The sequence below is a fragment of the Planctomicrobium aquicomposti genome (assembly GCF_051466325.1).
Classification (GTDB): Bacteria; Planctomycetota; Planctomycetia; order Planctomycetales; family Planctomycetaceae; genus Planctomicrobium.
Window position 1 is genome coordinate 2,795,743 of the sequence record NZ_CP195792.1, and the last position, 25,035, is coordinate 2,820,777.

Genomic DNA, 25,035 nt, shown 5'->3' on the forward strand with positions numbered 1-25,035 from the left:
CGTCAGATGAAGCAGGAGAATGAAAACTTCCCTGAATACGACCTTTTATGGATTTGGGGAAATGTCGAATACATGAAGATTCCCCGATAAGCATCTTCAACCTTTAGCATGAGTATTGAAAGAAAGTGGGAAAAACTGATTGATTGTCGCTGTGTACCATTCAGTTTGCATCTCCCCCTCGCTGTTCAGGGGCAGCGGCTATGCGACATTCTGCTCAAACCCCTTCCCCAACACACCGACATAAGATCGGACCCGGATCTGATCGATGTTGACCGTTTCGGATGATTCCGGTTCACCGCGAACCCGACGGCAGGTAATCCCAGACCTGAGGATGAACTCCGCCTCAGAAGGCCCCCCCCCGCTCCGGAGTTCGTAGATCATCTGCCAGATGCGGTCGATCTGGCCCCGTTCGATGACCTCCAACGGCTTCGATCCGTCGAAGGATTCATTCGGGGAATTCAGCCACGGACCGATGATCTGCGGATCCATCACCTCTTCCAGGGCAGCCACCAGCCTCCGGATCTGCGAAATCGCGCGCACGACCGATTCTCCAGGTTTCCCACAATTTACGATCGCACGCCGCCTCGTTCCGTTGTTTTCACGGTTTGAGAGTCGATGCTGCCGGCACTGGAAGTCGGTTCCCGCTGCTGAGCCAAAGACTCTCGCACCCCTTCTCGCAGCACCTCCACCATCAGTTTCCAGGTGCCGTCCTCCCTCCAGGTGGAGAAGGATTCGAACAGGCTGCTGCGAGGAGGGAGATCGTGCGGCAACATGTCCCACTGACAACCACTGCGTTCCCGATACAGCAGAGCGTTGATCACTTCCCGCAGATTCACACCCCGCAGACGACCACCAGACTTGGCGGGAGGAAGAGATGCGAACTCAGTTCCCACTGAGCATCGGAAAGATCACTGGGACAAGGCTTGCGTGTCCAGCATGGGCATTCCTTTGCTCATCAACCAAGCGAGTCATCCAAGACCACGCAGGAACTTCATCCCAAACACGGATTTACAGCAAGATCACTTTCCGAATAGCCTCTGACTCCTGAGCAGCAAAACCATGCTGTCGAATACAATTTCGGCAGACGAGGCATTCGATGATACAGGATGAGGTTCGAAATAAAGCCAAGAACTTTCTGCAAAAACAACTGAATGCTAAAGGGCAAGAAAAAGAGTGGGGATTTGAGCTTTCTGATCCGCATAGGAACACTCGACATCCCAGCGAATGGTATGTCCAAGTGAGGCTGCTTTCATTAGATGGAGGTACGTTTGATACTGAACCCATCATCGTCATCGTCGAAGAACTGACAGGAAATGTCTATTTTTACGAACGCACATATTGATCGTGTGTGACATTTGAGCAATGTAGGGCCGCTTCCACCGGCCCCAGGGCGATTGCGCGATGCTGGGTAATCTGCAAGGATCGGGATGTGGTGCTTCAAGCGAGGTAATGGCGTTGTGAAGTCTTTTTGCCCTGTTGAAAACATCTCTTGAAGCTGTGTTTCTCTGGCGCTACAACGCATGGCATAAGCCAGACATCACGGACGAACATTCTGCTGGAAGTCGCGACCCTGTCGATGCGGATCGGACGTCAGTACGTGGCTTCGTATTCGCACCTGAAGGGTCCTCACAAGTTCACGCAGGAGCAACTCCTCACCTGCCTGATCCTGCGGGCGTACCTAAAGACGACCTACCGGGGTGTGATCGAGTTCCTGGAAGTCTCTGAGACTTTGCAGCAGCGAATCGGACTGAAGACGCTGCCGCATTATTCCACCCTCAAGAAGTTTGCTGACCGCTCCAACGTGCTCGACATCGTGGATGTGATGTTGCACGAACAGGTGCGGAAGTTTGCTCTGGATGCCGAGGAAGCCGCCATCGACTCGACCGGGAGGGAGACGACTGCGGCGAGTGCCCATTTTCGGTCCCGCAGCGGAAAACAGCGGACAAAATAGGTGAAACTCTCGGTTTGCGTGCTGGCCGGATCGCTGATCCCCAGCGGTTTGTCGGTGAGCTGGGGACCGTGCCATGACAAAGCCGAGGCCGCTGATGTCCTGGCCAAGGCAGCGACGAGTTCCCAGCCGCCAAGAGTGTTTGCGGATGCCGGTTATGATGCCGAAGGGGTCCATCGATTCTGCCGGGAGGACTGGCAGGTGGAGAGTGTCATCAAGCCGGCGGTGCACTGCGCGGATGGGAGCGTGCGGGGGAAGTATCGCTCGCAAATGACACCTCAGACGCTGAAGGAAAAAGGTTACGGCCGGCGTTGGCTGGTGGAATCGTTCCTGAGCGGTCTGAAACGGACAACGGGATCAACACTCACGGCAAGGCGGGAACGCAGCCTGTTCGTGGAAGCCGCGCTCCGGGTGCTGGCCTACGCCCTGCGGCGTTAGGACAAATGCAACAACCCAAGGTCCTTTCAACAGGGCAAACCGCATCTAAAATCAGCTGAATCAAGCAGTTGAGTGCGGAAGTGCAATAAAAATCAGAGAGTTGCGATTTTGCGGGGATTCAAGCTACGGAACCGAGGTAGCACGCGTGACTAAAGAGTCGAACATCGGATTGACCGGCGTGCCAGTGCAGTAACGGTTGAAAACATCACCCAGCTGGCTACGGGTCAGCAGCGACCAGAATGTCGGTGGCTTGATTTCACGTTGATCGACACGGCGGGCGATGTGTTGCATCGAAATTCCCCAGCGGGGGCTCCGCATCTGTGCTCCACCTGATGTTGATGTATAAACGCCCGCGATGAGATATCGAACTGCCCTGTTGAAAGGACCTTGGGGGATCGCCCAGTACAGGCCTCTTCTCGGTCATGCTGGCCCGCCTGCGCGCTATTCATTGGCCGTTTTTCGCCCCAAATCCTGCACCTTTCAAAACGTCTCCGCGTTTACATCAATTGAACCGAAGGAGGGGCCCTCAACTCAGCGAGTTGCCGTCTGGCCATCTCCTAAACCGGTGAACCCCCACGGTACCTATGCTCTAGAACGGCCACCAGTCCTTCGTGGTCGGGTCGAGCTGCGATATCGCATCGGTAAAGTTTTTGTATCGATCTCCCAGATAACGGCCGGCAGAATTCCAGATCTTCTCCGCTACCTGCACGCCATTCGAATAGACCCTTTCCACCCAGTCTCCAGTAGTGCTGATAAACGCTTCGAGTGTCTTCACTCCGTTGGCAGTAAAACGTTGGAGATTTGTCACGGCGCCGGAGGCATTCCAGGTTGCCCACTCGGCCAGTTGTGAGCCCTGCACTCCGTAATAGAACCATTGCGACACGACTTTGCCGGCTGCGTTCAGCTGCTGAGAGACCCAACGGCTCGAACTGTTCAACCATGCAACCGCAGTCTTCACCCCGTTCGAGGCATATTGTTCAAAGCGGGTGAGCACGCCGGAAGCATTCCAGGTTGCCCACTCGGCAAGTTGTGAGCCATATCCCCCATAATAGAACCATTCTGCTACGACTTTTCCGGCGGCGTTCAGCTGCTGAGAGACCCAACGACTCGAACTATTCAACCATGCCGCCGCAGTCTTCACCCCGTTCGAGGCATATTGATCAAAGCGGGTGAGCACGCCGGAAGCATTCCAGCTCCGGAATTTCTCCAGTTGCGATCCATACTTGCCAAAATAGGCCCACTCGCTGAGGACCCGCCCCAGCTGATTCAGCTCCTGGGCGATCCACTTTGACGATGAGTCCAGCCATTGGACTGCCGTTTTGTAACCTGCCGCCGCATATTCTTCGAAGCGGGTAAACGTCCCATTCGAAAGCCACGTTCTAAGTTGCTGGACCTGTGAACCGTACTTCCCGAAGTAGTTCAACTGCTTGAGGACATTCCCGACGGCATCCAGTTCCTGAGAAATCCACTTGGAGGATGCATTCAACCATTGAACTGCAACCTTGTGGCCAGCCGCGGCGTAATCTTCGATGCGGGTGATTGTTCCATCCGCGAGCCAGGTTCGGTACTGCTGCAGGGTGGAACCGAATTTGCCGAAATACTTCCATTCGGCGATGAGATTTCCCAGGGTGTCGAACTGTTGGGAAATCCACTTCCCTGAACTTTCGATCCCGCGCGACACCAATCGTCCGAGCTGGTCGCGGGTTTCGACGAAGGTCTTCCCTAAGGCGTTCCCTCGTTCCAGCACGTAGGTCCCGAGGGAGTTCCATTGTTCCTGGACGTAATTCCCTGCCTGGTCGAGGGAATTTCTGGCGATGCGCATGCCGTTCTGAAACGTCTCTGTGACCTTCCCGGTCGATGTGATGTTTTCCCAGGCGATGGAGGACGAGGGGAGGCTCAGATCGCGAGCCAGGTCGAGCTTCTTGCCGCCGACGTAAATCCCCGCCCCTTTGCCAAATAGGTTGATATTCAACCCGAAGGCGTTGAGGTCGATGCGGGTCTCATCAGTTCCGATCCGGACACTCCCGCCGATGAAGTTCAGCGCATTGACATTGATGGCGAGGCCCTGGTCATTGATCGACACCCCCCCGCTGCCGAGGAGCACGACGCCCCCCTGGACATCCAGGCCCGACTTCCCGATCGTGACGTCCACCCCTCCCAGTGGGAAAATGGTGATCCAACCCCGGAAGTCGCCGTTCTGGTTGGTGTCGAAGCCGATGTCGATCTTGTCACGGTGTCCGTCCGGGGCCGGAGCGTAGATGGTCTGTACGCCGTTCCCCAGCCATTCATGAACATACGGACGACTGGCGATGACGGGGTTGCGGTCCCGCAGCCACGCGAGATCCCTCTGATACTCCGCCGACTCCCCCTTGGCATACCAGGTGGCCAGGACATTATGGCTGCCCACAAAGTCCTGATAGCCCATTCCCGGAACGTTGACTCTTTCGTAGCGGGCACCGTTGACCGGCAGACCATCGCGGACTGCTCCCGGTATAAAGACATAACCGTCATCGTAGACGACCGCGTTATCCACTCCGGCAGCGATCGCACCGGGATACTGGTCTCCCTGCGGGACCGCGGCGGTCGGGTCCAGCATGATGTGCTGCAGGCTGGCGATCTTGGAATGGGTGCCGATCTGTCGCGTGAGTTCCTGATTGAAGATGGCTCCCCGGCTATGCCCGACGAGCAACACGTCCCACTGCTGGGTCCGGGAGGACAGCCAGCTGCGAATGGAACCGGCAACACTCTCGGTGGGAACGTCATTCGGCTTCATCGAGTCCCAGAGCACCGTCATCACGTGCACCTGGCCACCCGCAGCCTGCAAATCACGCGTCAGTGTGTCACGCAGTGTCGTCATCCACGCGTATTCAAAATACCCGGCCGTGCTGGCTCCCTGCGTGAGCACCACGAGAGTCGGTCGCCTCTGGTAAGAGCTCTGGACATTGGAGCTCTGCGAGAGTCCCCGCTTCGTGACTTCATCATCGATCAACACTTCCCCGGTGGGCTCCCAGGTGATTCGACCACCAGTGAACCGCTGAGTGATGTTGCCGTTGGCTTGCTTGACCGCCGCTCCGGTGGGACGACCGATGCCCTCCTCGCCACCGTAATCCAGCCACTTCGCCAGGATCGGATTGGAGATTTCGTAGCCAGCGAGGACGTAGCGATTAAAATGGACGTTAAAGGTGGATGTGGCCTGTGAAACTCCATCGCTCGCGGTCACACGGATGCGAAGCGTCCCCTGCTTGCCCTCGCGGGCCGTTAACGTTAACAGATCCCCGTCAAGCTCCACCGTCCCCGGGAGATCGCGGGGAGGACTGAGTATCTCATAGCGGTACTGGACGGAAGGACTGTCGGGATCGCTCGCCATCAGCCAGATCATCTCCGGCCCATAGCCGTCTGAAACCACTCGGTCGCCGATCTGCCTGAGCACAGGGGCATCGTTGACCGAGCGGACGCTGATCTGCTGGGTGAGCGTATTGCTGGTTCCCCCGTCGCCGTCGGTCAACACGAAGCTGACGGTGCGGAGGGCCGTGGGAGGATCTTCACTGACTGAATGGAACGCGATTCTTCGAACCAGCGCCTGCACCGCTGCGGGGGTGGCTGCCGTGCTGGTGAACGTCACCACCAGCGGGGTCGTGCCGGTGCCACCGGTGAAGGTCCCGATCTCCACGCCGCCGAAGCTGACCGCAGCACCGGAAACACCGATCTGATTTTTGCCCGTCCCCTGATGCAGGATCGTCAGACGATCAGAAGACGCCCCATTCTCGGTGAACGAAACGGTCAGCCGCCCGGAGATCAGATCGGGGGAATCGACATCCTTGACCGTCGCGTTGGTGTTCAGAATAACGAGGGGAGCCCCGTTCTCTGTATAAGCCCGGGTGGTGGTCGATCCGGTCAGCTGGGGAGCTTTGTTCACTCCCTTGACGCTGAGCAGTTGCGTGATCGTATTGCTGGTTCCCCCGTCTCCGTCGGTCAACACGAAGCTCACGGTCCGCGTAGAGAACGCCGGATCACTCTCCAGCGAGCGGTACGTCAGGCTGCGCAGCAAGGCCTGAGCTGCTGAGGGGGTCGCGGCTGTGGTGGTGAAGGTGACGACCAGTGGCGCTGTCCCCACGCCCCCGGTAAACGTCCCGATCAGGGCTCCCCCGAAGGTGATGTTCGAGCCCGACACACCAATGCGTCCTGCCCCGGTCCCCTGGTTGGGAATCTCCAGACGATCGAGCGCTTTGGCCCCCGTCATCTTCACGGTCAGCTTCCCATTCAGCAGGTCGAGCGAATCGACATCTCCCACGGTCGAGGTGGCGGGCAGAATCGTCAGCGGTCCGCTGCCGACATCAAACGTTCTGGAAACCAGTTCCGTTGCCAGCACAGGGGCATCGTTGACCGAGCGGACGCTGATCTGCTGGGTGAGCGGATTGCTGGTTCCCCCGTCTCCGTCGGTCAGAACGAAGCTGACAGTGCGGAGGGCCGTGGGAGGATCTTCACTGACTGAGTGGAACGCGATTCTTCGAACCAGCGCCTGCACCGCGGCGGGGGTGGCTGCCGTGCTGGTGAACGTCACCACCAGCGGGGTCGTGCCGGTGCCACCGGTGAAGGTCCCGATCTCCACGCCGCCGAAGCTGACCGCAGCACCGGAAACACCGATCTGATTTTTGCCCGTCCCCTGATGCAGGATCGTCAGACGATCAGAAGACGCCCCATTCTCGGTGAACGAAACGGTCAGCCGCCCGGAGATCAGATCGGGGGAATCGACATCCTTGACCGTCGCGTTGGTGTTCAGAATAACGAGGGGAGCCCCGTTCTCTGTATAAGCCCGGGTGGTGGTCGATCCGGTCAGCTGGGGAGCTTTGTTCACTCCCTTGACGCTGAGCAGTTGCGTGATCGTATTGCTGGTTCCCCCGTCTCCGTCGGTCAACACGAAGCTCACGGTCCGCGTAGAGAACGCCGGATCACTCTCCAGCGAGCGGTACGTCAGGCTGCGCAGCAAGGCCTGAGCTGCTGAGGGGGTCGCGGCTGTGGTGGTGAAGGTGACGACCAGTGGCGCTGTCCCCACGCCCCCGGTAAACGTCCCGATCAGGGCTCCCCCGAAGGTGATGTTCGAGCCCGACACACCAATGCGTCCTGCCCCGGTCCCCTGGTTGGGAATCTCCAGACGATCGAGCGCTTTGGCCCCCGTCATCTTCACGGTCAGCTTCCCATTCAGCAGGTCGAGCGAATCGACATCTCCCACGGTCGAGGTGGCGGGCAGAATCGTCAGCGGTCCGCTGCCGACATCAAACGTTCTGGAAACCAGTTCCGTTGCCAGCACAGGGGCATCGTTGACCGAGCGGACGCTGATCTGCTGGGTGAGCGGATTGCTGGTTCCCCCGTCTCCGTCGGTCAGAACGAAGCTGACAGTGCGGAGGGCCGTGGGAGGATCTTCACTGACTGAGTGGAACGCGATTCTTCGAACCAGCGCCTGCACCGCGGCGGGGGTGGCTGCCGTGCTGGTGAACGTCACCACCAGCGGGGTCGTGCCGATCCCACCCGTGAAGGTCCCGATCTCTACGCCGCCGAAGCTGATCGCCGAATCGGAAACACCGATCTGGTTCTTCTTGGTCCCTTGGTGCAGGATCGTCAGACGATCAGAAGACGCCCCATTCTCGGTGAACGAAACGGTCAGCCGCCCGGAGATCAGATCGGGAGAATCGACATCCTTGACCGTCGCATTCGTGTTCAGAACAACGAGGGGAGCCCCGTTCTCTGTATAAGCCCGGGTGGTGGTCGATCCGGTCAGCTGGGGAGCTTTGTTCACTCCCTTGACGCTGAGCAGTTGCGTGATCGTATTGCTGGTTCCCCCGTCTCCGTCGGTCAACACGAAGCTCACGGTCCGCGTAGAGAACGCCGGATCACTCTCCAGCGAGCGGTACGTCAGGCTGCGCAGCAAGGCCTGAGCTGCTGAGGGGGTCGCGGCCGTGGTGGTGAAGGTGACGACCAGTGGCGCTGTCCCCACGCCCCCGGTAAACGTCCCGATCAGGGCTCCCCCGAAGGTGATGTTCGAGCCCGACACACCAATGCGTCCTGCCCCGGTCCCCTGGTTGGGAATCTCCAGACGATCGAGCGCTTTGGCCCCCGTCATCTTCACGGTCAGCTTCCCATTCAGCAGGTCGAGCGAATCGACATCTCCCACGGTCGAGGTGGCGGGCAGAATCGTCAGCGGTCCGCTGCCGACATCAAACGTTCTGGAAACCAGTTCCGTTGTCAGCACGGGGGCATCGTTGACCGAGCGGACGCTGATCTGCTGGGTAAGCGGATTGCTGGTTCCCCCGTCTCCGTCGGTCAGAACGAAGCTGACAGTGCGGAGGGCCGTGGGAGGATCTTCACTGACTGAGTGGAACGCGATTCTTCGAACCAGCGCCTGCACCGCTGCGGGGGTGGCTGCCGTGCTGGTGAACGTCACCACCAGCGGGGTCGTGCCGGTCCCACCCGTGAAGGTCCCGATCTCCACGCCGCCGAAGCTGATCGCCGAATCGGAAACACCGATCTGGTTCTTCTTGGTCCCTTGGTGCAGGATCGTCAGACGATCAGAAGACGCCCCATTCTCGGTGAACGAAACGGTCAGCCGGCCCGAGATCAGGTCGGGAGAATCGACATCCTTGACCGTCGCATTCGTGTTCAGAACAACGAGAGGAGCCCCGTTCTCCGTGTAGGTGCGATTCACCTTGGAACTGGTGAGGACGGGAGCGGCACTGGTCGACTGCAGCGCCACCGGAGCATCCATGACTCGAGCTGAGAGCACAACCCGCTGCTCCAGGGGGTCGATCAGATCAGCAAATCGGTGCTGGCGGCGTTTTTTGGGTGACTTTCGCTTCTTCAGGAGATCGAGAAACTGTTCCCAGACTGGTCGCCCGTCAAATAGCATCATCGCTCCCTTGGCGGTGGTTGCGTGGCCCGCGATGCAAGTTCGATCGATCCGATGCGGCCCGCATCTGAACGATCAACGAAATTTCAATCCTTCCGTCAGGACTTATAACGGCTGATGCGATCGATGTGGACAGAGATTTTGGAAAAAAAATGGATCTGAGCTAAATCAAGACGCGCTCGGCAGTTATTGGCAAAAGTGCGCCAATGTTGCAATTTCACACATCTACCCTCCTTAGCAGGTGGCGCAAACGGCGGCGGGCCGAAAACCAGGCCTGTTTCAGACAACGTACGCTGCCGCTGGGGCCGTGGCATCCGCTGCTGCCCCGGTCGAACCTGTCACGACCGACCAATTCGATCGGTAGACTCGGCCGGTGAAGACGACCGCAGCTGCAGTGCTGATCCATGGTGGGGCACAATTCCTCAAACGACATTAGTTCGTGTCACGGCACGGAACTGCGGAAACTGAATACCTGTGGCCTGGTGTCTGATCCTCAGCGCAGGGCGGATCAGACGATTCGATTCACGAAGTCAATTCCTCTGGCGGAGGAAGACCGAGTCCCCCTGATGAGAGGGGCATGCGTGCGCCGCTCCCGAGCCAACCTGGGTCCAAGTGGCCAAGATTGTGCTGACCTCTGCTCAGGGACGGGAGAACAGGGAAGCCATTGCCTCCACTTCACCGGAGCACCCCACCTCCGCCTGGGTGTGCGAGCAGGCGAGAACGTTCCTGAACGAAGCGGCGGGGCGGGAATACGAGCCGGCGATTGTCATGCCCGGTCGGGACACCAAGCTCAATAGGGAGTTTACGCAAACAGGGAGGTCACGCGGTCTGCGTCCCAACAAGCTTCCTAGCGCAGTCCCCACCTGAATGGACGCTGTGAGAAGTTGATCGGGACGATCTCATCACTGAGTGCACCAAGTATGACAACCGGCATCGCAGCTACATGTGCTGGAGGCATCTGATGCCGGTGAGCAACGGGGCCGAACAGATGGAGACGTGCGCCTCACTAGAGAACGGGGCTGCTAGCGAGCCCCGTGACTGGCTGACTGCCGTTGCATTTCCTCAACCATTCCCAGCAGTTCGGTCAGCATCTTGTCAGACGCGGTCCGTTCCAGGCGATTCGTCCCCAGCCAGGTTTCATACCCACCCAGGTCAACTTGTCGTGGCGGCGGGAGATAGCCGAAGTATCCATGCGACAGGGACAGGAGCAAGGCTGGCTGAATCGCGCAGCGCTGCTTGAACTCGAGACCGATTTCGCTGAACACTTCACACGGCATGGTTCCAATGCAGAGCTTCCCGATCCGCAGGACCTGCAGGGGAATCGCAGTGGTCTCTGGAACGTTCTCGAGATGGCGGACGCGATCAGCGTAAATGTAGGAAAGGTCGCGCTCGGACTTACGTCCCTCGGACACCACTTTCTCCGCCCAGCTGAGGAGTCGCTCATCGGGGCGACGCAATCCAATCTGCAGCTCCCGATAAGACGCCGCGAGAGTCACGTTCCGCGCGTACTGTGCGTTTTTCAGAGCTGCGTGCACTTTCTCGGCGACATCGAGTGCAACGGCGTCAAGTTGTTCGTAAGCAGGGCGGCTGATGCGCGGCTTGCTGAAGTCGATGTTATTGATGTCGCCACTTGTCCCATTCGACAGGATGGGGATAAAAGGCGGATCCTGCTGATCGGTCCCCGAGATACGCAGAAAGTGCTCACTGAACCGTCCATAATAATCAGCCGAAATGTCTCTGTTCGGCACACCGCCGACGTAGTGCAGAGAGTAGCTGGCGAGCAGGGCAATGGGTTTGCCGTCCGGCTCACGAAACGACAGAAAAGTCAGCGCCGGGTCGGTCGGTCCCGCAGGTTCAATCAAATCGCTGCTGCCGGGGCGAGGATTCATCTTCACCTTGTCATCAGTGTTCCCGAAGGGATTGACCGGCATGGTCCCGGGCTTCAGGTACCAGCGGCGATTAAAAACATGCTCCGGGATCTGGACCGTTCCGGTGGCGAATTCCGCGGGCCGGAGCAGGTTGTGCGCTCGCTGGACTCCGTCGACAATCCGCGTGACGACAAACTTCTGATAGTCGTTCAGGGTGTGGCCCAGTTCATAACGATTGTCTCCCAGCGCGCTCGATGCCGAATGGGTATGCGTCGCGCAGATCAGCACATTGGTCGAAGGGATGCCGACTCGTTCCTCAATCAGTCGACGGGCTTCGACGCTGATCCCGGCCGACAGTCCCAGCAGGTCACAGACCACAAGTGCCACTGGCGACTGACCATCATCCAGCACGATACAACGGGCAAAAAGTTCATCGTGGACGTGCTTCGACGGAACCGGTGAGAAGCCTCCCACGATCGGCAGCCCTAACGGAGGTGTCATGTTGCTCGTGGCTGCTCCGTCGCGGAAGACTTTCTCCTGCGCTGAGACGACCGGAGCCAGCAGGCAGAAAGCGATCAGACAGGTCCACAGGCGGCGGAGTGAGATGGAGTGCATGCAACGGCTCACTGAGGCAGGGAGATCGGGATTGAACCATCAGGGGTGAGCGACCATCATGACGGATCGATGGGTTGCAGAAAAGCGTATCGCCGCCTGTGTTAACTCCCCCCCTGCAAGCCCCGTGGCGACCTCGCCCCCTGGCGACCGACACTGTCGGTGCCACGAGTGGCAGGCAAATAAAAAAGCACAGCCTCAAGTGAGACTGTGCGGTGCAATGCGAAATTGGCTTGAGGAGCTGAGGTCTCAAGTCTGTGGCCGCCCGAAGCGGATCACGACTTGATAAGACCACTCCCCGGCGGGGGCCGAATTTGTTCAGCTCCCTTTTTTGCCTTTGCCTGACACGAGTTCCAGGTCGACCTGGTTGACTCCTTCCAGGACCTGGGCAGTCAATCCGGAGGTGTTTTCGTTGCTGTATTTGCTGGGAGTCAGTGGGATCACCGGTTCTCCTTCCTTGGTCTCTTTGACCGCGGAGACAATGATCTTGTGTCGTCCCACCAGCGCGCCATCGCCGTTCACGAATGTTGTCAGGGTGTAGGTCCCGTCCTTCTGGACCGTGCCGAACGCATACTGCCCGGCGGCTTCTGGAATAAACAGGACGCTCCCCGTACTCAGCGGAGTGCCGTCGAGGAGGACTTTCCCGGAGACCTGACCCATCGGGGGAAGCTGGCTTCCACACCCGGCAACGAACAACAACGCGACAAGCAGAGCCGATGCAGATACAAAGTTTCGGATGGGCATAAACCGACTCCTGAGTGAACCCTGCTCACGGTGCTCTCAGTACTACGGCACCGTGGCAGAAACCCTGACGGAAAACGCGGGAGAATGGAAATTTGATGGCGGGAGGTTGGTTCCCGGGAAACAGGTCACGCGCGGCCGATCCACGACACGGAACGACTCATCTTCACGCGACGTTCGCATGCACCGGCTTATTCTAGAATTCACCGATGACTTCACCGGTTTCCCGGCTGGCGATGGCCTTCAGTGTTCCCAGATGGATATTGCTGCTGACCGTGCGGACTGCACCATCGCACATGAGCAGATTGGTCGCGCCACCGGCAGCGTGAGTCGACTTGAACGGCGTTTCGTTCTCGAGGAAGTCACCCCGGTAGCCGATGGGGTAGCGAACCATTTTGTGGTCCCCCTGCAGGTATCCGCCAGCCCCTTCCGGAGTTGCTGAGTAGTTGTAGCCAAAGACCCAGGGCGTAATCCCGGTGAAGTTGATCACCATGGCGTTAGACCAGTTGTCGGCGTTGGACGTCTCACCCAGCAGGAAAGTATTGGATGTGCCGTCGGTGATGTCGCGAATGGCCACCTTGCTGCCGTGGTAGAAAATTCCATTCTTGGCCCACAAGCGGCCTCCTCCGCCATACAGGGTCTCGTCCGCATTTCCGGCATTGCCACGGTAGTGGAGGGCTCCCTGCATGTACGAGTAGGGGAATGTGGCGGTCACGGGGCGATCGGATGCGGTGTTACCGAGGGGCGATGACGGACAGGCCAGTACTTCGATCGGGCCAAAAATGGGGTTTTCCCGGTCATGCAGGCGGAACGGTGAACGGCAGGAGATGTAGTCGGGGTAGAGTGCGTTCATCGCATTAAGACGGGCAGCCTGATCGATGAAGGGGAGAATCCGCGGGACCCAGCCCATGTAGTAGGAAGCGGAGTCCGGGGTCCGGGTGACACCACCAAACATGAAGCTGTTGTAGGTGTCGTGATAATTGTGAAACGCCAGTCCCAGCTGCTTCATATTGTTTTTGCACTGGCTGAGGCGGGCAGCTTCACGGGCCTGCTGGACTGCTGGGAGCAGCAGCGCGATGAGCACGGCGATGATGGCGATCACCACCAGGAGCTCGATCAACGTGAAGCCGGGACGCTTTCGATGCGAGGAGCATGAGACGAGCATGGCGACGGATTCTCCATCTGGAAAATTAGGAAACAAGATCACCTAGACCCGACGGTTCCGGTAAGACGGAGAACCGGGGACGATTGAGAGTCGTTGCAAAGAGAAGAGAGATTCGCATAGGCGTTGGAAGCGCTCGCCCGCGTTTTGACTTGTTCGACAATATCATAAAATGCTCTCTTGAGAGCAGTCAATCATATTTGCGTGATGATTTTTACATTTTTACAAAAAAACTGGCCGCGGCGGGAGAGCTTTTATTGGAATCGCAACAGGGGGATATTCGGGTCCTGCGCTATTCCGGCAGGACTCTTTACGGAAAATTTTGCATGCAACGAGGGGAGCAGCTCTTTTATCGCCCGTGGTCGGGAGTCACTCTCCTATTAAAGCACCCGACTCTCCTACGGAAATAATCGCAAGCGATATAATTTTGAAAATCTTTTGCGTTCGCGTGAAATGCTGGTAGACATGTTTGTGACATTGTCGACAATAACCCGTGGCAACAGTTGACAGTGAACTCCCCGTTTGGCAATGATGAAGTGTGTCGCACTTTCAGTGACGCTCTCAAAGTGCTCAAGCTATAGGGAACCGTGTGGTGCAAGTGACACGATGCTTCCAGATTGGAGCGAAGGGCCTGCCGATTCTGTTGGCAGTCGTCATCAGCTTGCAGGAGTCGAAGTCTGCGGTCGGAGCCGCTCCCTTCGGCAAGGAAATTCAGCACTTCCTCAAGGAAAAGTGTGTCTTCTGTCACGGTCCTCTCAAGCATGAGGCCGGGTTACGACTTGATGCGGCATCGCTGATCCTCAAGGGGGGCGAGAGCGGTGCGGTCGTCGATGTTGCACAACCGGCCGACAGTCTGTTGCTGCATCGGGTGACTGCTGACGAGTCTGAGCGAATGCCCCCCGCCGGCGAAGGGGACCCCCTCACTCCGGAGGAGGTCCGCCTGCTGCGAAGCTGGATCGAGGCTGGTGCGCCGGTGCCGGAAGGGGAAAAGGTTCTGAACGGTCCGGAAGACCATTGGGCCTATCAGCGGCCTGAAGCCACTGCTCCCCCTCAGGCTGCCGATCCGGAATGGAATCAGCATCCGATCGACCGCTTTGTGGCGCACCAGCATCTCGAGTCCGGCTTGAAACCGGTCGGACAGGCCGACAAGTGGACGCTGTTGAGGCGCGTCACCCTGGATCTGACGGGACTTCCACCGACGGTGGAGGAGATGGACGACTTCCAGCGTGATGATTCCCCTCAGGCTTATGAAAAAGTCGTCGACAGGTTGCTGGCCAGTCCGCAGTACGGCGAGCGCTGGGGCCGCCACTGGATGGACGTGTGGCGCTACAGCGACTGGGATGGTTACAAGCAGATGGTCCGCGGCAGTCAGCGACACATCTGGCGGTGGCGGGAATGGATTGTGAACTCCCTCAACGCGGACAAAGGTTACGACCAGATGATCCGCGAAATGATCGCCGGCGACGAGCTGGATTTCGAGAGCGCAGCGGCCCTCGATGCGACCGGCTTTCTGGCTCGCAACTATCACAACTCTAATCGCGAGATCTGGATGGACGCGGTCGTCGAGCACACCGCCAAGGCCTTCCTGGGGATGACGATCAATTGCGCCCGTTGCCACGATCACAAATATGATCCGGTCACGCAGGCCGATTACTACCGGTTTCGGGCGATCTTCGAGCCGTATGACGTCCGCACTGACCGGATTGAAGGGACACGGGATCTGGCGAAAGCAGGAATCCCTCGGGTCTATGATGCTCACCTCGATCGCCCGACGTACTTCTTCGAGGGAGGGGACGAGCGTCGACCGAAGAAAGATGACCCAATGTCCCCCGGTGTTCCCGGATTCTTCAAGCATGACCTGAACGTCACCTCGATTGAAGTTCCCAAAGAGGTCTGGGCATCCGGACTTCGGGAATTCATCGAGAAGGAAGATCTCGCAGCCTATGCCAAAAACATCGCCGCCTCGTTGAAAGCACTGGAGGCAGTCAAGGGGGGGGACCTTGAACTCGAGAAAGCGGAGTTGAAAGTCGAATTCGACCGGGCCCTGCTCGAAGCCCTGACCGCGAGGTGGAAGGCAGACCGTGCAAAATACTTCGGAAACGTTGCTGAAGCGACGCTGGCGGAGCTGTCCCGGGATGCTTCGATCAAAGATCGGCATTCGAACGCATTGCTGGCCCGCATCGCCGTGCTCGACAAGTATCTGGCCCTGCAGAAAGTTCACGATAAGCGGCAGGAGGAAGATTACGACGCGCTCGTCGAGAAGGCTGAAGAGGCTCTCAAGACAGCCCGCGAGGATCTCGTAAAAAAGGAATCGGCCCTGCAGCAGGATTCGAGCGAGTACACTCCGGCAGCGAAGGTCTTCCCGCAAAAGAGCACGGGTCGACGCGCAGCGCTCGCCGGCTGGCTCGCCTCGGAATCGAACCCCCTCACCGCACGCGTTGCCGTCAACCATGTCTGGCTTCGGCACTTTGGAGTCCCATTGGTTCCCAATCCGGTCGATTTCGGTCTCAGCACCGAACGGCCCGAGTTGAGCCCACTCCTCGACTGGCTCGCTGTGGAACTGATGCAGGGGGGATCGGATTCTCATCCCTGGAGCCTGAAACATCTGCACCGGCTGATCGTCACATCCCGGACGTATCAGCTGGCGTCACACGCGGATGATTCCTATGCCACGAACGTAAAAATCGATCCCGAAACGAAGCTGTTCTGGAGACGGCAGCCACTCCGCCTGGAGGCGGAAGCGATTCGGGACAGCGTGTTGTCGGTCGCCGGGAACCTGGATTGCTCAATGGGGGGGGAAGACCTCGACTACACCGCGGGTGATACCGTGTATCGCCGCAGCCTGTACTTCCGGACGGCCTATGAGAAGCAGATGCTGCTGATGACCCTGTTCGACATGGCGAGCCCCAGTGAGTGCTATCGCCGATCACCCAGTGTGATCCCCCAGCAGGCACTGGCTTTGGCGAATGGTCCGCTGACCCTGACTCAGGCCCGTAGCCTTGCCGGAAAATTAACGACCGAATGCGGCTCCGGCACTGCCACGGACCAGTCGTTTGTGGAAACGGCATTCGAACGGGTGCTCTGCCGACCAGCCACCTCCAAAGAGCTGGACGTTTGTCTGGAGTTTCTCATGCAGCAATCACAGCGACTGACGGCGACGGATTCACTCTCGCCGATTACCGGTGGTCCACCGCAGAAGTTGGCCCCTTCCGCTGATCCCCATCAGAGGGCCCGCGAAAACCTGATTCATGTGCTGTTCAACCACACCGACTTCGTCACCATCCGCTAGCCCGCAGCTTTGTTGACTCTGGACTGAGTTCGCCGCGACTTTCTAAGGCCGTTGCCACCATGCACAACTTCAACCCGCTGACGCGAAGAGATTTTCTGGTTCGATCCGGGCTGGGTTTCGGAAGTGTGGCCCTCGCTGCCATGCTGCAGCAGGAAGCGCAGTCTGCTCAGGGGTGGGCGCCTCCCAACGGATTGCCACATTTTGCCCCCAAGGCGAAGAGCGTGATCTGGCTGTTTATGATTGGCGGAACCAGCCAGTACGAGTCCTTCGATCCCAAGCCGGAGTTGAACAAATATGCGGGGCTGTCTGTTGAGAAGACGCCCCATGCCCATGTCCTGAAATCGCCATTTCTCGGGAACGAGCGGATTGTGGCTGCCGATGCAAACGGCCAGCTGCGAAACGAAATCTTTCCGATGCAGATGACGTATTCCAAGTACGGCGAATCGGGAATGGAAATCTGCGACTGGTGGCCCCATGTCGGTAGCTGCGCGGATGACCTCTGTCTGATTCGCTCGATGTGGACAGAAGACAGCAATCACGGAGCGCAGCTGCAGTTCCACACCGGGCGGCACCGTATCGATGGATTCTTTCCGACCATCGGTTCCTGGGTGAACTACGGCCTGGGGAGCCTGAATGAAAACCTTCCACAGTTTGTTGTCCTCGGAAAGCCGGTCGCAGATTGCTGCGGGGGCGTGGAATGTCATCGAGCCAACTATCTTGGTCCGCAGTACGATGGAATTCCGCTGGCACTGGACCCGTCCAATCCACTTCCTTTTTCCAAGCCCGAGGAAGGGGTCTGGCAGGAAGAACAGGCGGCGCAGTTCGAGTTGATGAACCGCCTGAATCAACTTCGTGGCGAAGACTTTCCTGATGACCGCCTGCTCGCCGCCCGCATTCGTTCCTATGAACTCGCTTTCCGGATGCAGTCGGCCATTCCCGAAGCCATTGACTTCGCCGGTGAAACGGAATTCACACAGAACCAGTATGGTCTGAACCAGAAAGAGACCAAAGAGTTTGGCGAACAGTTGCTTGTCGCCCGTCGGTTGGTGGAACGAGGTGTGCGATTCATCCAGGTCTATCACGGGGGCGATGGTGCCGCCGGCGGTTGGGATTCACACTCCTCGCTGAAAAAACATCATTCACGCCTCACGAAAGAAGTTGATCAACCAATTGGAGCACTGCTGAAGGATCTGAAGCAGCGGGGCCTGTTGGATGAAACACTCGTCGTCTGGGCCACCGAATTCGGTCGGACTCCCGGTTCGCAGGGTGTCGATGGCCGCGACCATCATCCCTATGGATTCTCCATCTGGATGGCTGGCGGAGGAGTGAAGAGCGGACACATTCACGGCGCCACCGATGAACTCGGATTCCACGCCGTGGAGAATCGTCACTATGTCACCGACGTCCATGCCACCGTCATGGAACTGCTGGGACTGAACCCCCGGTTGCTCGCTGTTCCGAGTCGAAAACGGATTGCGAAAGACTATGGAGAGCCGATCCGCGACATTATCGCCTGAGTCGGTCCAACGCTTCGAGTTCACTGTCGCCGAGTCAAAACTGCAACTCAGTTCTGTTGTCACTTCTGTCTAACGAATTTCGAGGAGCATCCTGTCCAGAATGTCAGTCATTCCGGATGAAAGTTGCTACGGGGCCAAACTGCAGGTTCCGTCCCGTCCGCAGCATTGCCCCGGGGCAGGGCTGACAGCAGCTGTGAGTCTCGAGAGCTGCACAGGCCCTTGAGATCCTCGTTATCCATTTTATCTCCCTCCAAGGAACGCATCATTGCCTCAGTCAACATCTGCCCCGTCACTGCCCCCGGCCCTCAAGCCGAACGGCCACACAGTTTCCGACCCGGTTAAAAATACGCTGGGGCTGATGCCGTCTCGACGTGGCGCACGCATCGAGAAAATTGAAACTCTCGTCTGCAACGCCCGCATGCGGAACTGGATTTTCGTCAAGATCACCACCGATCAACCCGGACTGGTCGGCTGGGGCGAAGCCACACTGGAATGGCACACGCGCGGCGTGGTCGGCTCGATTCAGGATCTCGCTCCGCTTCTCATCGGACAGGAAGCAGGACGTATCGAACATCTCTGGCAGATGATGTGGCGGCAGCACTTCTGGCATGGGAACGGGATCGTCCGCTCCACGGCGATCGCCGGAATCGACCTCGCGCTTTGGGACATTGCGGGTAAAGTCGCCGGGATGCCCTGCCATGAACTGTGGGGTGGAGCGGTGCGTGACCGCATCCGTCTGTACTGTCACCTTGGGGGTGGCAAAATGGAGGACTTCTACGAAACGTCAGTCGAGGAAGCGCAGCGTTTCGCGGATCTGGCACTCGAAGCTGTCGCCGACGGCTTTACTGCGGTCAAAACGATGGCCGTGCCTCCCACAATGCCCATCGAAGGCCTGAAGCCGGTCAAGGCCGCCGAAGCCTGCGTGGCGGCGATGCGAAACGCCGTCGGTGACAGCATCGACATCGCTGTCGATTGCCATGCTCGTCCCTCGCCGGCGATGGGGCTGCGCTTCGCGGAAGCACTCGATCCTTATGGGCTCTACTTCCTGGAAGAACCCTGCTGGCCGGAGAACATCGAGAGCCTGGCCAAGATCAACGCCCATGTGGCCACACCTATCGCCACCGGCGAGCGGCTCACGCATCTCGCAGCGTTCCGGGATCTGTTTTCCAAAGGGGCCTGTGATATCTGCCAGCTGGATATCACCCATTGCGGTGGCCTGACGGAAGCCCGCCGTATCGCCGCTCTGGCGGATGCCTACCGGATTGCTCTGGCACCTCACAATCCCCAGGGCCCGGTCAGCACCGCAGCATCGCTGGAGTTCGGATTCTCGCAGCCGAACTATATTATCTGCGAATCGGTGCATGCGGATGTCCCGTGGCGGAACGATGTGGTCGAAGAAGGCTTTACCGTGGATCCCAAGACTCGGACTGTGAAGCCCAATACCCGTCCCGGCCTGGGAATCACCATCAATGAAAAGGAAGTCGCGCGGCATCCGTTCCAGCAGGAACTCCCGCAGCAGGTGTTCTATGCCGATGGTAGCGTGGGAGACTGGTAAGCCGTGAGGCTTCCTCCTCAACGACAGTTGTCGTATCCATTCATGGATGCTGCGGAGCGGTCGTTGCTGCCAACGGGAAACACATTCGCCAAGAACGGCGAATCGTCTTCCTGATCCAAAAGGCGGATTGCGAGTCTGCTGATGAATGAACCGGACAACTACTCCTCCTTTCAGGGGGAAATCGGGACGGCGAGCGTGGAAATCACGCCGCCCGTTGGAGTCTATGCGCGGAATTGGGGAGCGGCCCGACACGATGTGGCGGCGTCAGTTCATCGTGCGCTGACTCTCAATGTGCTGACATTGCGGGAGTCCTCGGGGGGATTGCCCCTCATTCTGATCGAGGCAGACCTCGGGTTCTGGCGCGAGCTGACGTTTCTCAATACAATTCTTGACGCTGTGACCGCCGACCATCACGTCGGCCGCGAACGGGTGATTTTCTCCCTGACGCATACACATGCCGGTCCCCGAATTGTTGATACGACGGACGAGGTGCCGGGAGGAGACCTGCTGCGCCCGTGGATGCAATCGACCATTGCGATTGCCCGGAATGCGGTGACCGCTGCCCTGCGGTCAGCACAGCCCTCGCTGCTGGATTGGCATGTGGGCCGCTGCCAGCTGGCTGCGAATCGAGATCTGAGAGACCCTTCGTCAGCGCGGGTACTCGTCGGCTATTCACCGGGAGCCCCTGCAGACCAGACCATGCTTGTCGGAAGAGTCACGTCGCCGGACGGGAAGATCCGTGCGGTTCTCGTGAACTACGCCTGCCATCCCACCACGCTCGCGTTTGACAATGCTGCGTTGTCGCCGGACTTCGTTGGGGCCTTTCGGGAGACTGTTTCCGCGAACGTCTCCGGGGCGCATGTTTTCTTTCTGCAGGGAGCATCGGGAGAGCTTGCTCCCCGATATCAATATGTCGGCGATTCTGCAGTTGCGGATCGTCACGGGCGGCAGCTGGCATTCGCCGCACTGGCGACACTGGAGGATATGGAACCACCCGGAACAGCGCTGCAGTATCAGGGTGTTGTCGAATCGGGGGCCCCTCTGGCCATCTGGAAGCCGGTCGAAGTTCCCGCTGCAACCACGCTGGAGGCAGCGATGAGCACTGTCGAACTGGACCTCAAGGATTTGCCGACCGTCGCAGAGATTGAGGAACTTCGAAAGGTCTCTCGTGATCGGGCATTGACCGAAAGGTTGAATCGCAAACTCGACGTCCGTCGAAAGGTGGGTGACGGATCGACATTCGCTATGCCTGTGCTCAGCTGGAAGATCGGCAATACCCTGCTGGTTGGCACGATGGCGGAGTCCTATTCGGCATTTCAGACAGAGATTCGCCAGCAGTTTTCGCAGCAGCCGGTCGTCTGCATGAACATGATCAACGGCTGGATCGGTTACCTCGCTCCAGCGGAACTGTATGACGAAGACTTGTATCAGGTCTGGCAGTCCCCTTTTGCACGGGGAAGTCTGGAGCGGACGATTTCCGCAGCGGTGGATCTGCTTTCGACGATCAATCAGTCTGCCTCGAGCCTGTTATAGACTCAAGCGCTGAGACTGCTGTAGTTTGCTTGAATGAGCAAGCCACGGACGGCCTGCCCGAGTGATGTCCCTGACGAGGAATGGGCGTTCCTCGCCCCTTACTTGGCGCGGGGGCATGAGGATTCTCCACGGCCAGTGCATCCGTTGCGGCTGATCTTTAATGCCATGCGCTGGCTGGTGAGAACCGGAACGGAGTGGAGGTTCATGCCGCATGAATCTCCTCCTTAGCTTCAAAAGTTCTGGGGGCTGCTGTGTCTCACCCAGGCTCGGCAACAGACCGGGGCTGTCGATCCGTTGATGAGGACAGTGGAAATTTACTGGCAGTTCGACTCCGCCGCGGTCCACGAACCAATTGTTGCCGGAACAGAATCGCCTGGCGGCCGATGCACGCCCGGAACCGGAACAGGTGAACAGGACGTATTGCCCGATGACGGCAGGCTGGCACGGCAATCACACGTTATGAAAAGTTTGCGTAATCTATTGTCTCGCAAACCTTTGCGTCAACACGCTCTCCGGGCTGCGGGAAAATCCCGGTATCAAAGTCCATTGATGCGCGCAATTACTTGGTTGCCGGGACGGGCTCATCCCCAACAGGCAGAGTCCTCGGCGATCAGGAAAAAGACGGCCCTATTTCAACATGATCCAACCGTTCGACGAGAGACAGCCCTGCACGCAATCCGTTCCCACTGCGACGAGCCGCGAAGAGGACTCCGCGGAGTTCTTGCGGCGATTTCCACCTGCGCAGCCTCGACTGTTCGCCTCCCCACGGGACGTGATCTGTGATGACGCCGACGGGAGCGACGAGGTCAATCAAGAAGTCTGTCAGGTGTTGTGGAAGAACTTTCTCAACTTCGACCGCCGCGGCGACTTTCAAGGTTGGGCGCTGAGCAAATTCGGCTATCAGATGCTGAGTTACTTGCGAAGCGGGGTCCTGAATGGGCAGGTTTCGGTCAAGCCGCTCATGCGGCTGAGCCGCGTTATTGGAATTGAGATGAGGTTTGTGTGCTGACACCGACAATGTCCAGACTACTGATCCCGGGATTGTTGTTTTCAGGATGGCTGCTGGCAACGACCTTCGGCTTGCCCAGTCGGGCCTGTGCTGCGGAGCAATTCGACAAATTTCTGGAGAAGCACTGTGTCCGCTGTCACGGCCCCGAGAAAGATGAGGGGAATCTGCGAGTGGACCTCCTCTCGCGGAATTTTCGATCGGGGATCGATTCGCACCGCTGGGCAGAGGTCATCGAGAAGGTGAACAGTGGCGAAATGCCCCCTCAAGAAGAGTTGCAGCCGACTCAGAATGAAATTGGGGCATTTGTCGACGTTCTCTATCAGCGCATCAAAGAAGGCAAGGCGGCGCGGATGGCTGCGCGGCCTGCGGTCACGCATTATCGCCTGAGTCGGGCCGAGTACCGCAACACCGTCTATGACTTGCTGGGAGTTCGGTATGATCCGTTCAAACCTGGTGAACTCAATGAGGACACGCTGTGGCACGGATACGAGCGGATCGGATCGGAACTTTCGCTCTCACCCTCGCATGTCGACCGGTATTACCGGGCCGCAGGGATTGTGCTGGATCGTGCCTTCCCGGAAGTTTCAGTCGAACCTCGCAAAGTCCATTTCACCGCAGCGGAGCTGAGATACGGCGGGGGAAAGAAACAGCAGGAGGTGCTGGAGCGATTTGGGATCAAGCGCCCACTACGATGTCTCCTCTTTCCCGGTCGCTTACAAATTGCACTCCAGCCAAGCTGGTTCGGAAAAATAGGGCCGCAACAGAGCGGTCTCTACAGACTTCGTTTGCAAGCGAGCGGTTCTCGCCCCCCCGGCGGACAGCGTGCCCACCTCAGTATCGGCAGAGAGACCAGCGAAGAGACCGTCAACGCCATTGCCGAGTTTGACGTGACAGCTCCGGAGGACAATCCGCAGGTCTATGAATGCGAAGTCCATCTCGAGATGCCGACGACTCTGCATTTTTGCGTGGTCGCAACGAATACTGTGGACCCACGCGGTGGGGGTGCATTGCGTAATGCGATCATCCGGGACGACTATATTTTCACACATAGCAGCGAAACTTTTCTATTAAACCCCAGTGCCCCGCAGATGTTTGACGGAGATGGGAAAGGCATCTTCTCGACCGTGCTTCTCGACTGGGTTGAATGGGAAGGTCCCCTCCAAACCGACGAGGAAAAATCGTGGCGATCCGACGTATTGCCCTCTGCTGACGCCACCCCTGAGCGGATCGAACAGCATTTGCATTGCTTTGCGGAACGGGCCTGGCGGCGGCCGGTGGAGAGAGAGGAGCTGGATTCTTATCTTCGATCGTACCGCGAAGAACGCGCAGCGGGTGAGTCTCTGGCCGATGCCTATCGAACCGCATTGCAAGGCGTATTGACGTCCAGAAACTTTATCTATCTGGTTGAGGGTGATCCCGTGCCGCGGGAACGGATTACCGACTGGGAGCTCGCTTCACGTCTCTCGTATTTTCTCTGGAGTTCGATGCCCGATGAGGCCCTCACGAGCTCTGCCCGGTCCGATCGCCTCAGCGGCGCGAGTCTGCAGCAACAGGTCGACCGGATGCTCGCTGATGGCCGGATCAACCGCTTCCTCGAGGATTTCCCGCGGCAATGGCTGCAGCTGCACCGCGTGGGGATGTTTCCGCCCGACAGAAAGCTGTACTCCAATTACGACAATTGGCTCGAGACGAGCCTGCGACAGGAACCAATCGAATATTTCCGAGAGATGTTCGTCGCGAACCGGTCCGTGGAAGGGTTCCTCGATTCCAATTGGACCATGGCGAACTCCCGGCTGTGCGATTTCTACGGCCTGGCGGAGCCGCCGCAGGATGGTTTCCACCGAGTCACACTCAAACCCGAAGACCATCGCGGTGGCCTGCTCACGATGGGGGCGGTACTGGGACTGACTTCAGATGGAACGCGTCATCGTCCTGTCCATCGCGGCGTCTGGGTCAGCGAAGCAATCTTTAATAATACGCCACCGCCGCCACCGGCGAATATTGATCCGATTGAACCGAATCCGCCGCAGAGCCCGAAAGCCACGATTCGTCAGAAGCTTGCCTCTCACGCTCAAACGGCCAGCTGCGCGGCCTGTCATCGGGGAATTGATCCGCTCGGGTTCGCCTTCGATCAGTATGACGCGATCGGGCAGTGGCGAGAACGCGAATATGTCGCTGCCGGGACTGGCCACGATCCGTTGGTCGACGCCTCCGGCGTCCTGCCCGATGGTCGGCCATTTGCCGATTCCGTGCAGTTCAAGCAGCTGTTGATCGAAGACCGCGATCAATTTGCCAAGGCTTTCATCGAGCACCTTTGCACCTATGCGCTTCGTCGCGTCCTGACCGTCGATGATCAGGAGGACCTGCATGCGATCGTCGTGGAAGCGCGGAAATCCGACTACCGACTTCAGGATACGATCCGGGCCGTGGCCCTGTCCGATCTGCTGCGCAAGCGTTAAGGC

The 25,035-nt window shown here is 58.4% G+C and carries 17 protein-coding genes; 10 read left to right on the forward strand and 7 right to left on the reverse strand.

Annotation, left to right across the window (positions count from 1 at the left end; translation table 11 throughout):
* Positions 1-198: 198 nt before the first annotated feature.
* Positions 199-540 carry a hypothetical protein gene (locus tag SH664x_RS10850; RefSeq protein ID WP_437200835.1) on the reverse strand — a complete coding sequence of 114 codons (342 nt, stop codon included), beginning with the start codon at positions 538-540 and terminating at the stop codon, positions 199-201.
* A gap of 26 nt (positions 541-566) precedes the next feature.
* Positions 567-893: a transposase gene (locus tag SH664x_RS10855; protein WP_437200837.1), complete on the reverse strand. Its 327-nt coding sequence runs from the start codon at positions 891-893 to the stop codon at positions 567-569.
* A 203-nt stretch (positions 894-1,096) separates the two neighbouring features.
* Here SH664x_RS10855 and SH664x_RS10860 point away from each other — a divergent pair, with 203 nt between their 5' ends.
* From SH664x_RS10860 to SH664x_RS10870, 3 genes are all read left to right on the forward strand, one after another.
* A complete protein-coding gene (locus SH664x_RS10860) occupies positions 1,097-1,342 on the forward strand; it encodes a hypothetical protein (protein ID WP_437200839.1) in 246 nt (81 codons plus the stop codon).
* Positions 1,343-1,576: 234 nt separating this feature from the next.
* Entirely contained in the window at positions 1,577-1,951 is a 375-nt protein-coding gene (locus SH664x_RS10865) for a hypothetical protein (RefSeq protein WP_437200841.1), read from the forward strand.
* On the forward strand, positions 1,952-2,386 hold the full coding sequence (locus SH664x_RS10870) for a transposase (RefSeq protein ID WP_437200843.1): 435 nt from the start codon (positions 1,952-1,954) through the stop codon (positions 2,384-2,386).
* A gap of 123 nt (positions 2,387-2,509) precedes the next feature.
* Here SH664x_RS10870 and SH664x_RS10875 read toward each other — a convergent pair whose 3' ends face one another.
* Entirely contained in the window at positions 2,510-2,677 is a 168-nt protein-coding gene (locus SH664x_RS10875; RefSeq protein ID WP_437200845.1) for a hypothetical protein, read from the reverse strand.
* Positions 2,678-2,975: 298 nt separating this feature from the next.
* Complete coding sequence (locus SH664x_RS10880; protein WP_437200847.1) at positions 2,976-9,290, reverse strand: hypothetical protein; 6,315 nt, start codon at positions 9,288-9,290, stop codon at positions 2,976-2,978.
* Between the two features lie 609 nt (positions 9,291-9,899).
* Here SH664x_RS10880 and SH664x_RS10885 point away from each other — a divergent pair.
* Entirely contained in the window at positions 9,900-10,154 is a 255-nt protein-coding gene (locus SH664x_RS10885; RefSeq protein ID WP_437200848.1) for a hypothetical protein, read from the forward strand.
* A gap of 155 nt (positions 10,155-10,309) precedes the next feature.
* On the opposite strand, the gene SH664x_RS10890 is transcribed toward SH664x_RS10885, so the two are convergent.
* The 3 genes from SH664x_RS10890 to SH664x_RS10900 form a co-directional block, all read right to left on the reverse strand.
* A complete protein-coding gene (locus tag SH664x_RS10890; protein ID WP_437200850.1) occupies positions 10,310-11,770 on the reverse strand; it encodes a neutral/alkaline non-lysosomal ceramidase N-terminal domain-containing protein in 1,461 nt (486 codons plus the stop codon).
* A gap of 315 nt (positions 11,771-12,085) precedes the next feature.
* Positions 12,086-12,511, reverse strand: coding sequence for a hypothetical protein (locus tag SH664x_RS10895; RefSeq protein WP_437200851.1), 426 nt, complete (start codon positions 12,509-12,511; stop codon positions 12,086-12,088).
* A gap of 193 nt (positions 12,512-12,704) precedes the next feature.
* Positions 12,705-13,673, reverse strand: a complete 969-nt coding sequence (locus SH664x_RS10900) for a DUF1559 domain-containing protein (RefSeq protein ID WP_437200853.1) — start codon at positions 13,671-13,673, stop codon at positions 12,705-12,707.
* 589 nt (positions 13,674-14,262) lie between these two features.
* Here SH664x_RS10900 and SH664x_RS10905 point away from each other — a divergent pair.
* The 6 genes from SH664x_RS10905 (at position 14,263) to SH664x_RS10930 (ending at position 25,032) form a co-directional block, all read left to right on the forward strand.
* Positions 14,263-16,959 carry a DUF1549 domain-containing protein gene (locus SH664x_RS10905; RefSeq protein WP_437200855.1) on the forward strand — a complete coding sequence of 899 codons (2,697 nt, stop codon included), beginning with the start codon at positions 14,263-14,265 and terminating at the stop codon, positions 16,957-16,959.
* A gap of 59 nt (positions 16,960-17,018) precedes the next feature.
* Positions 17,019-18,476 carry a DUF1501 domain-containing protein gene (locus SH664x_RS10910; protein ID WP_437200857.1) on the forward strand — a complete coding sequence of 486 codons (1,458 nt, stop codon included), beginning with the start codon at positions 17,019-17,021 and terminating at the stop codon, positions 18,474-18,476.
* A gap of 358 nt (positions 18,477-18,834) precedes the next feature.
* Positions 18,835-20,031 (forward strand): galactonate dehydratase, encoded by a 1,197-nt coding sequence (gene dgoD / locus SH664x_RS10915; protein ID WP_437207212.1) that lies wholly within the window; start codon positions 18,835-18,837, stop codon positions 20,029-20,031.
* A 141-nt stretch (positions 20,032-20,172) separates the two neighbouring features.
* Positions 20,173-21,564 carry an alkaline ceramidase gene (locus tag SH664x_RS10920; RefSeq protein ID WP_437200859.1) on the forward strand — a complete coding sequence of 464 codons (1,392 nt, stop codon included), beginning with the start codon at positions 20,173-20,175 and terminating at the stop codon, positions 21,562-21,564.
* Positions 21,565-21,597: 33 nt separating this feature from the next.
* On the forward strand, positions 21,598-21,792 hold the full coding sequence (locus tag SH664x_RS10925; RefSeq protein ID WP_437200861.1) for a transposase: 195 nt from the start codon (positions 21,598-21,600) through the stop codon (positions 21,790-21,792).
* Between the two features lie 789 nt (positions 21,793-22,581).
* Positions 22,582-25,032 (forward strand): DUF1592 domain-containing protein, encoded by a 2,451-nt coding sequence (locus tag SH664x_RS10930; RefSeq protein ID WP_437200863.1) that lies wholly within the window; start codon positions 22,582-22,584, stop codon positions 25,030-25,032.
* Positions 25,033-25,035: the final 3 nt, after the last annotated feature.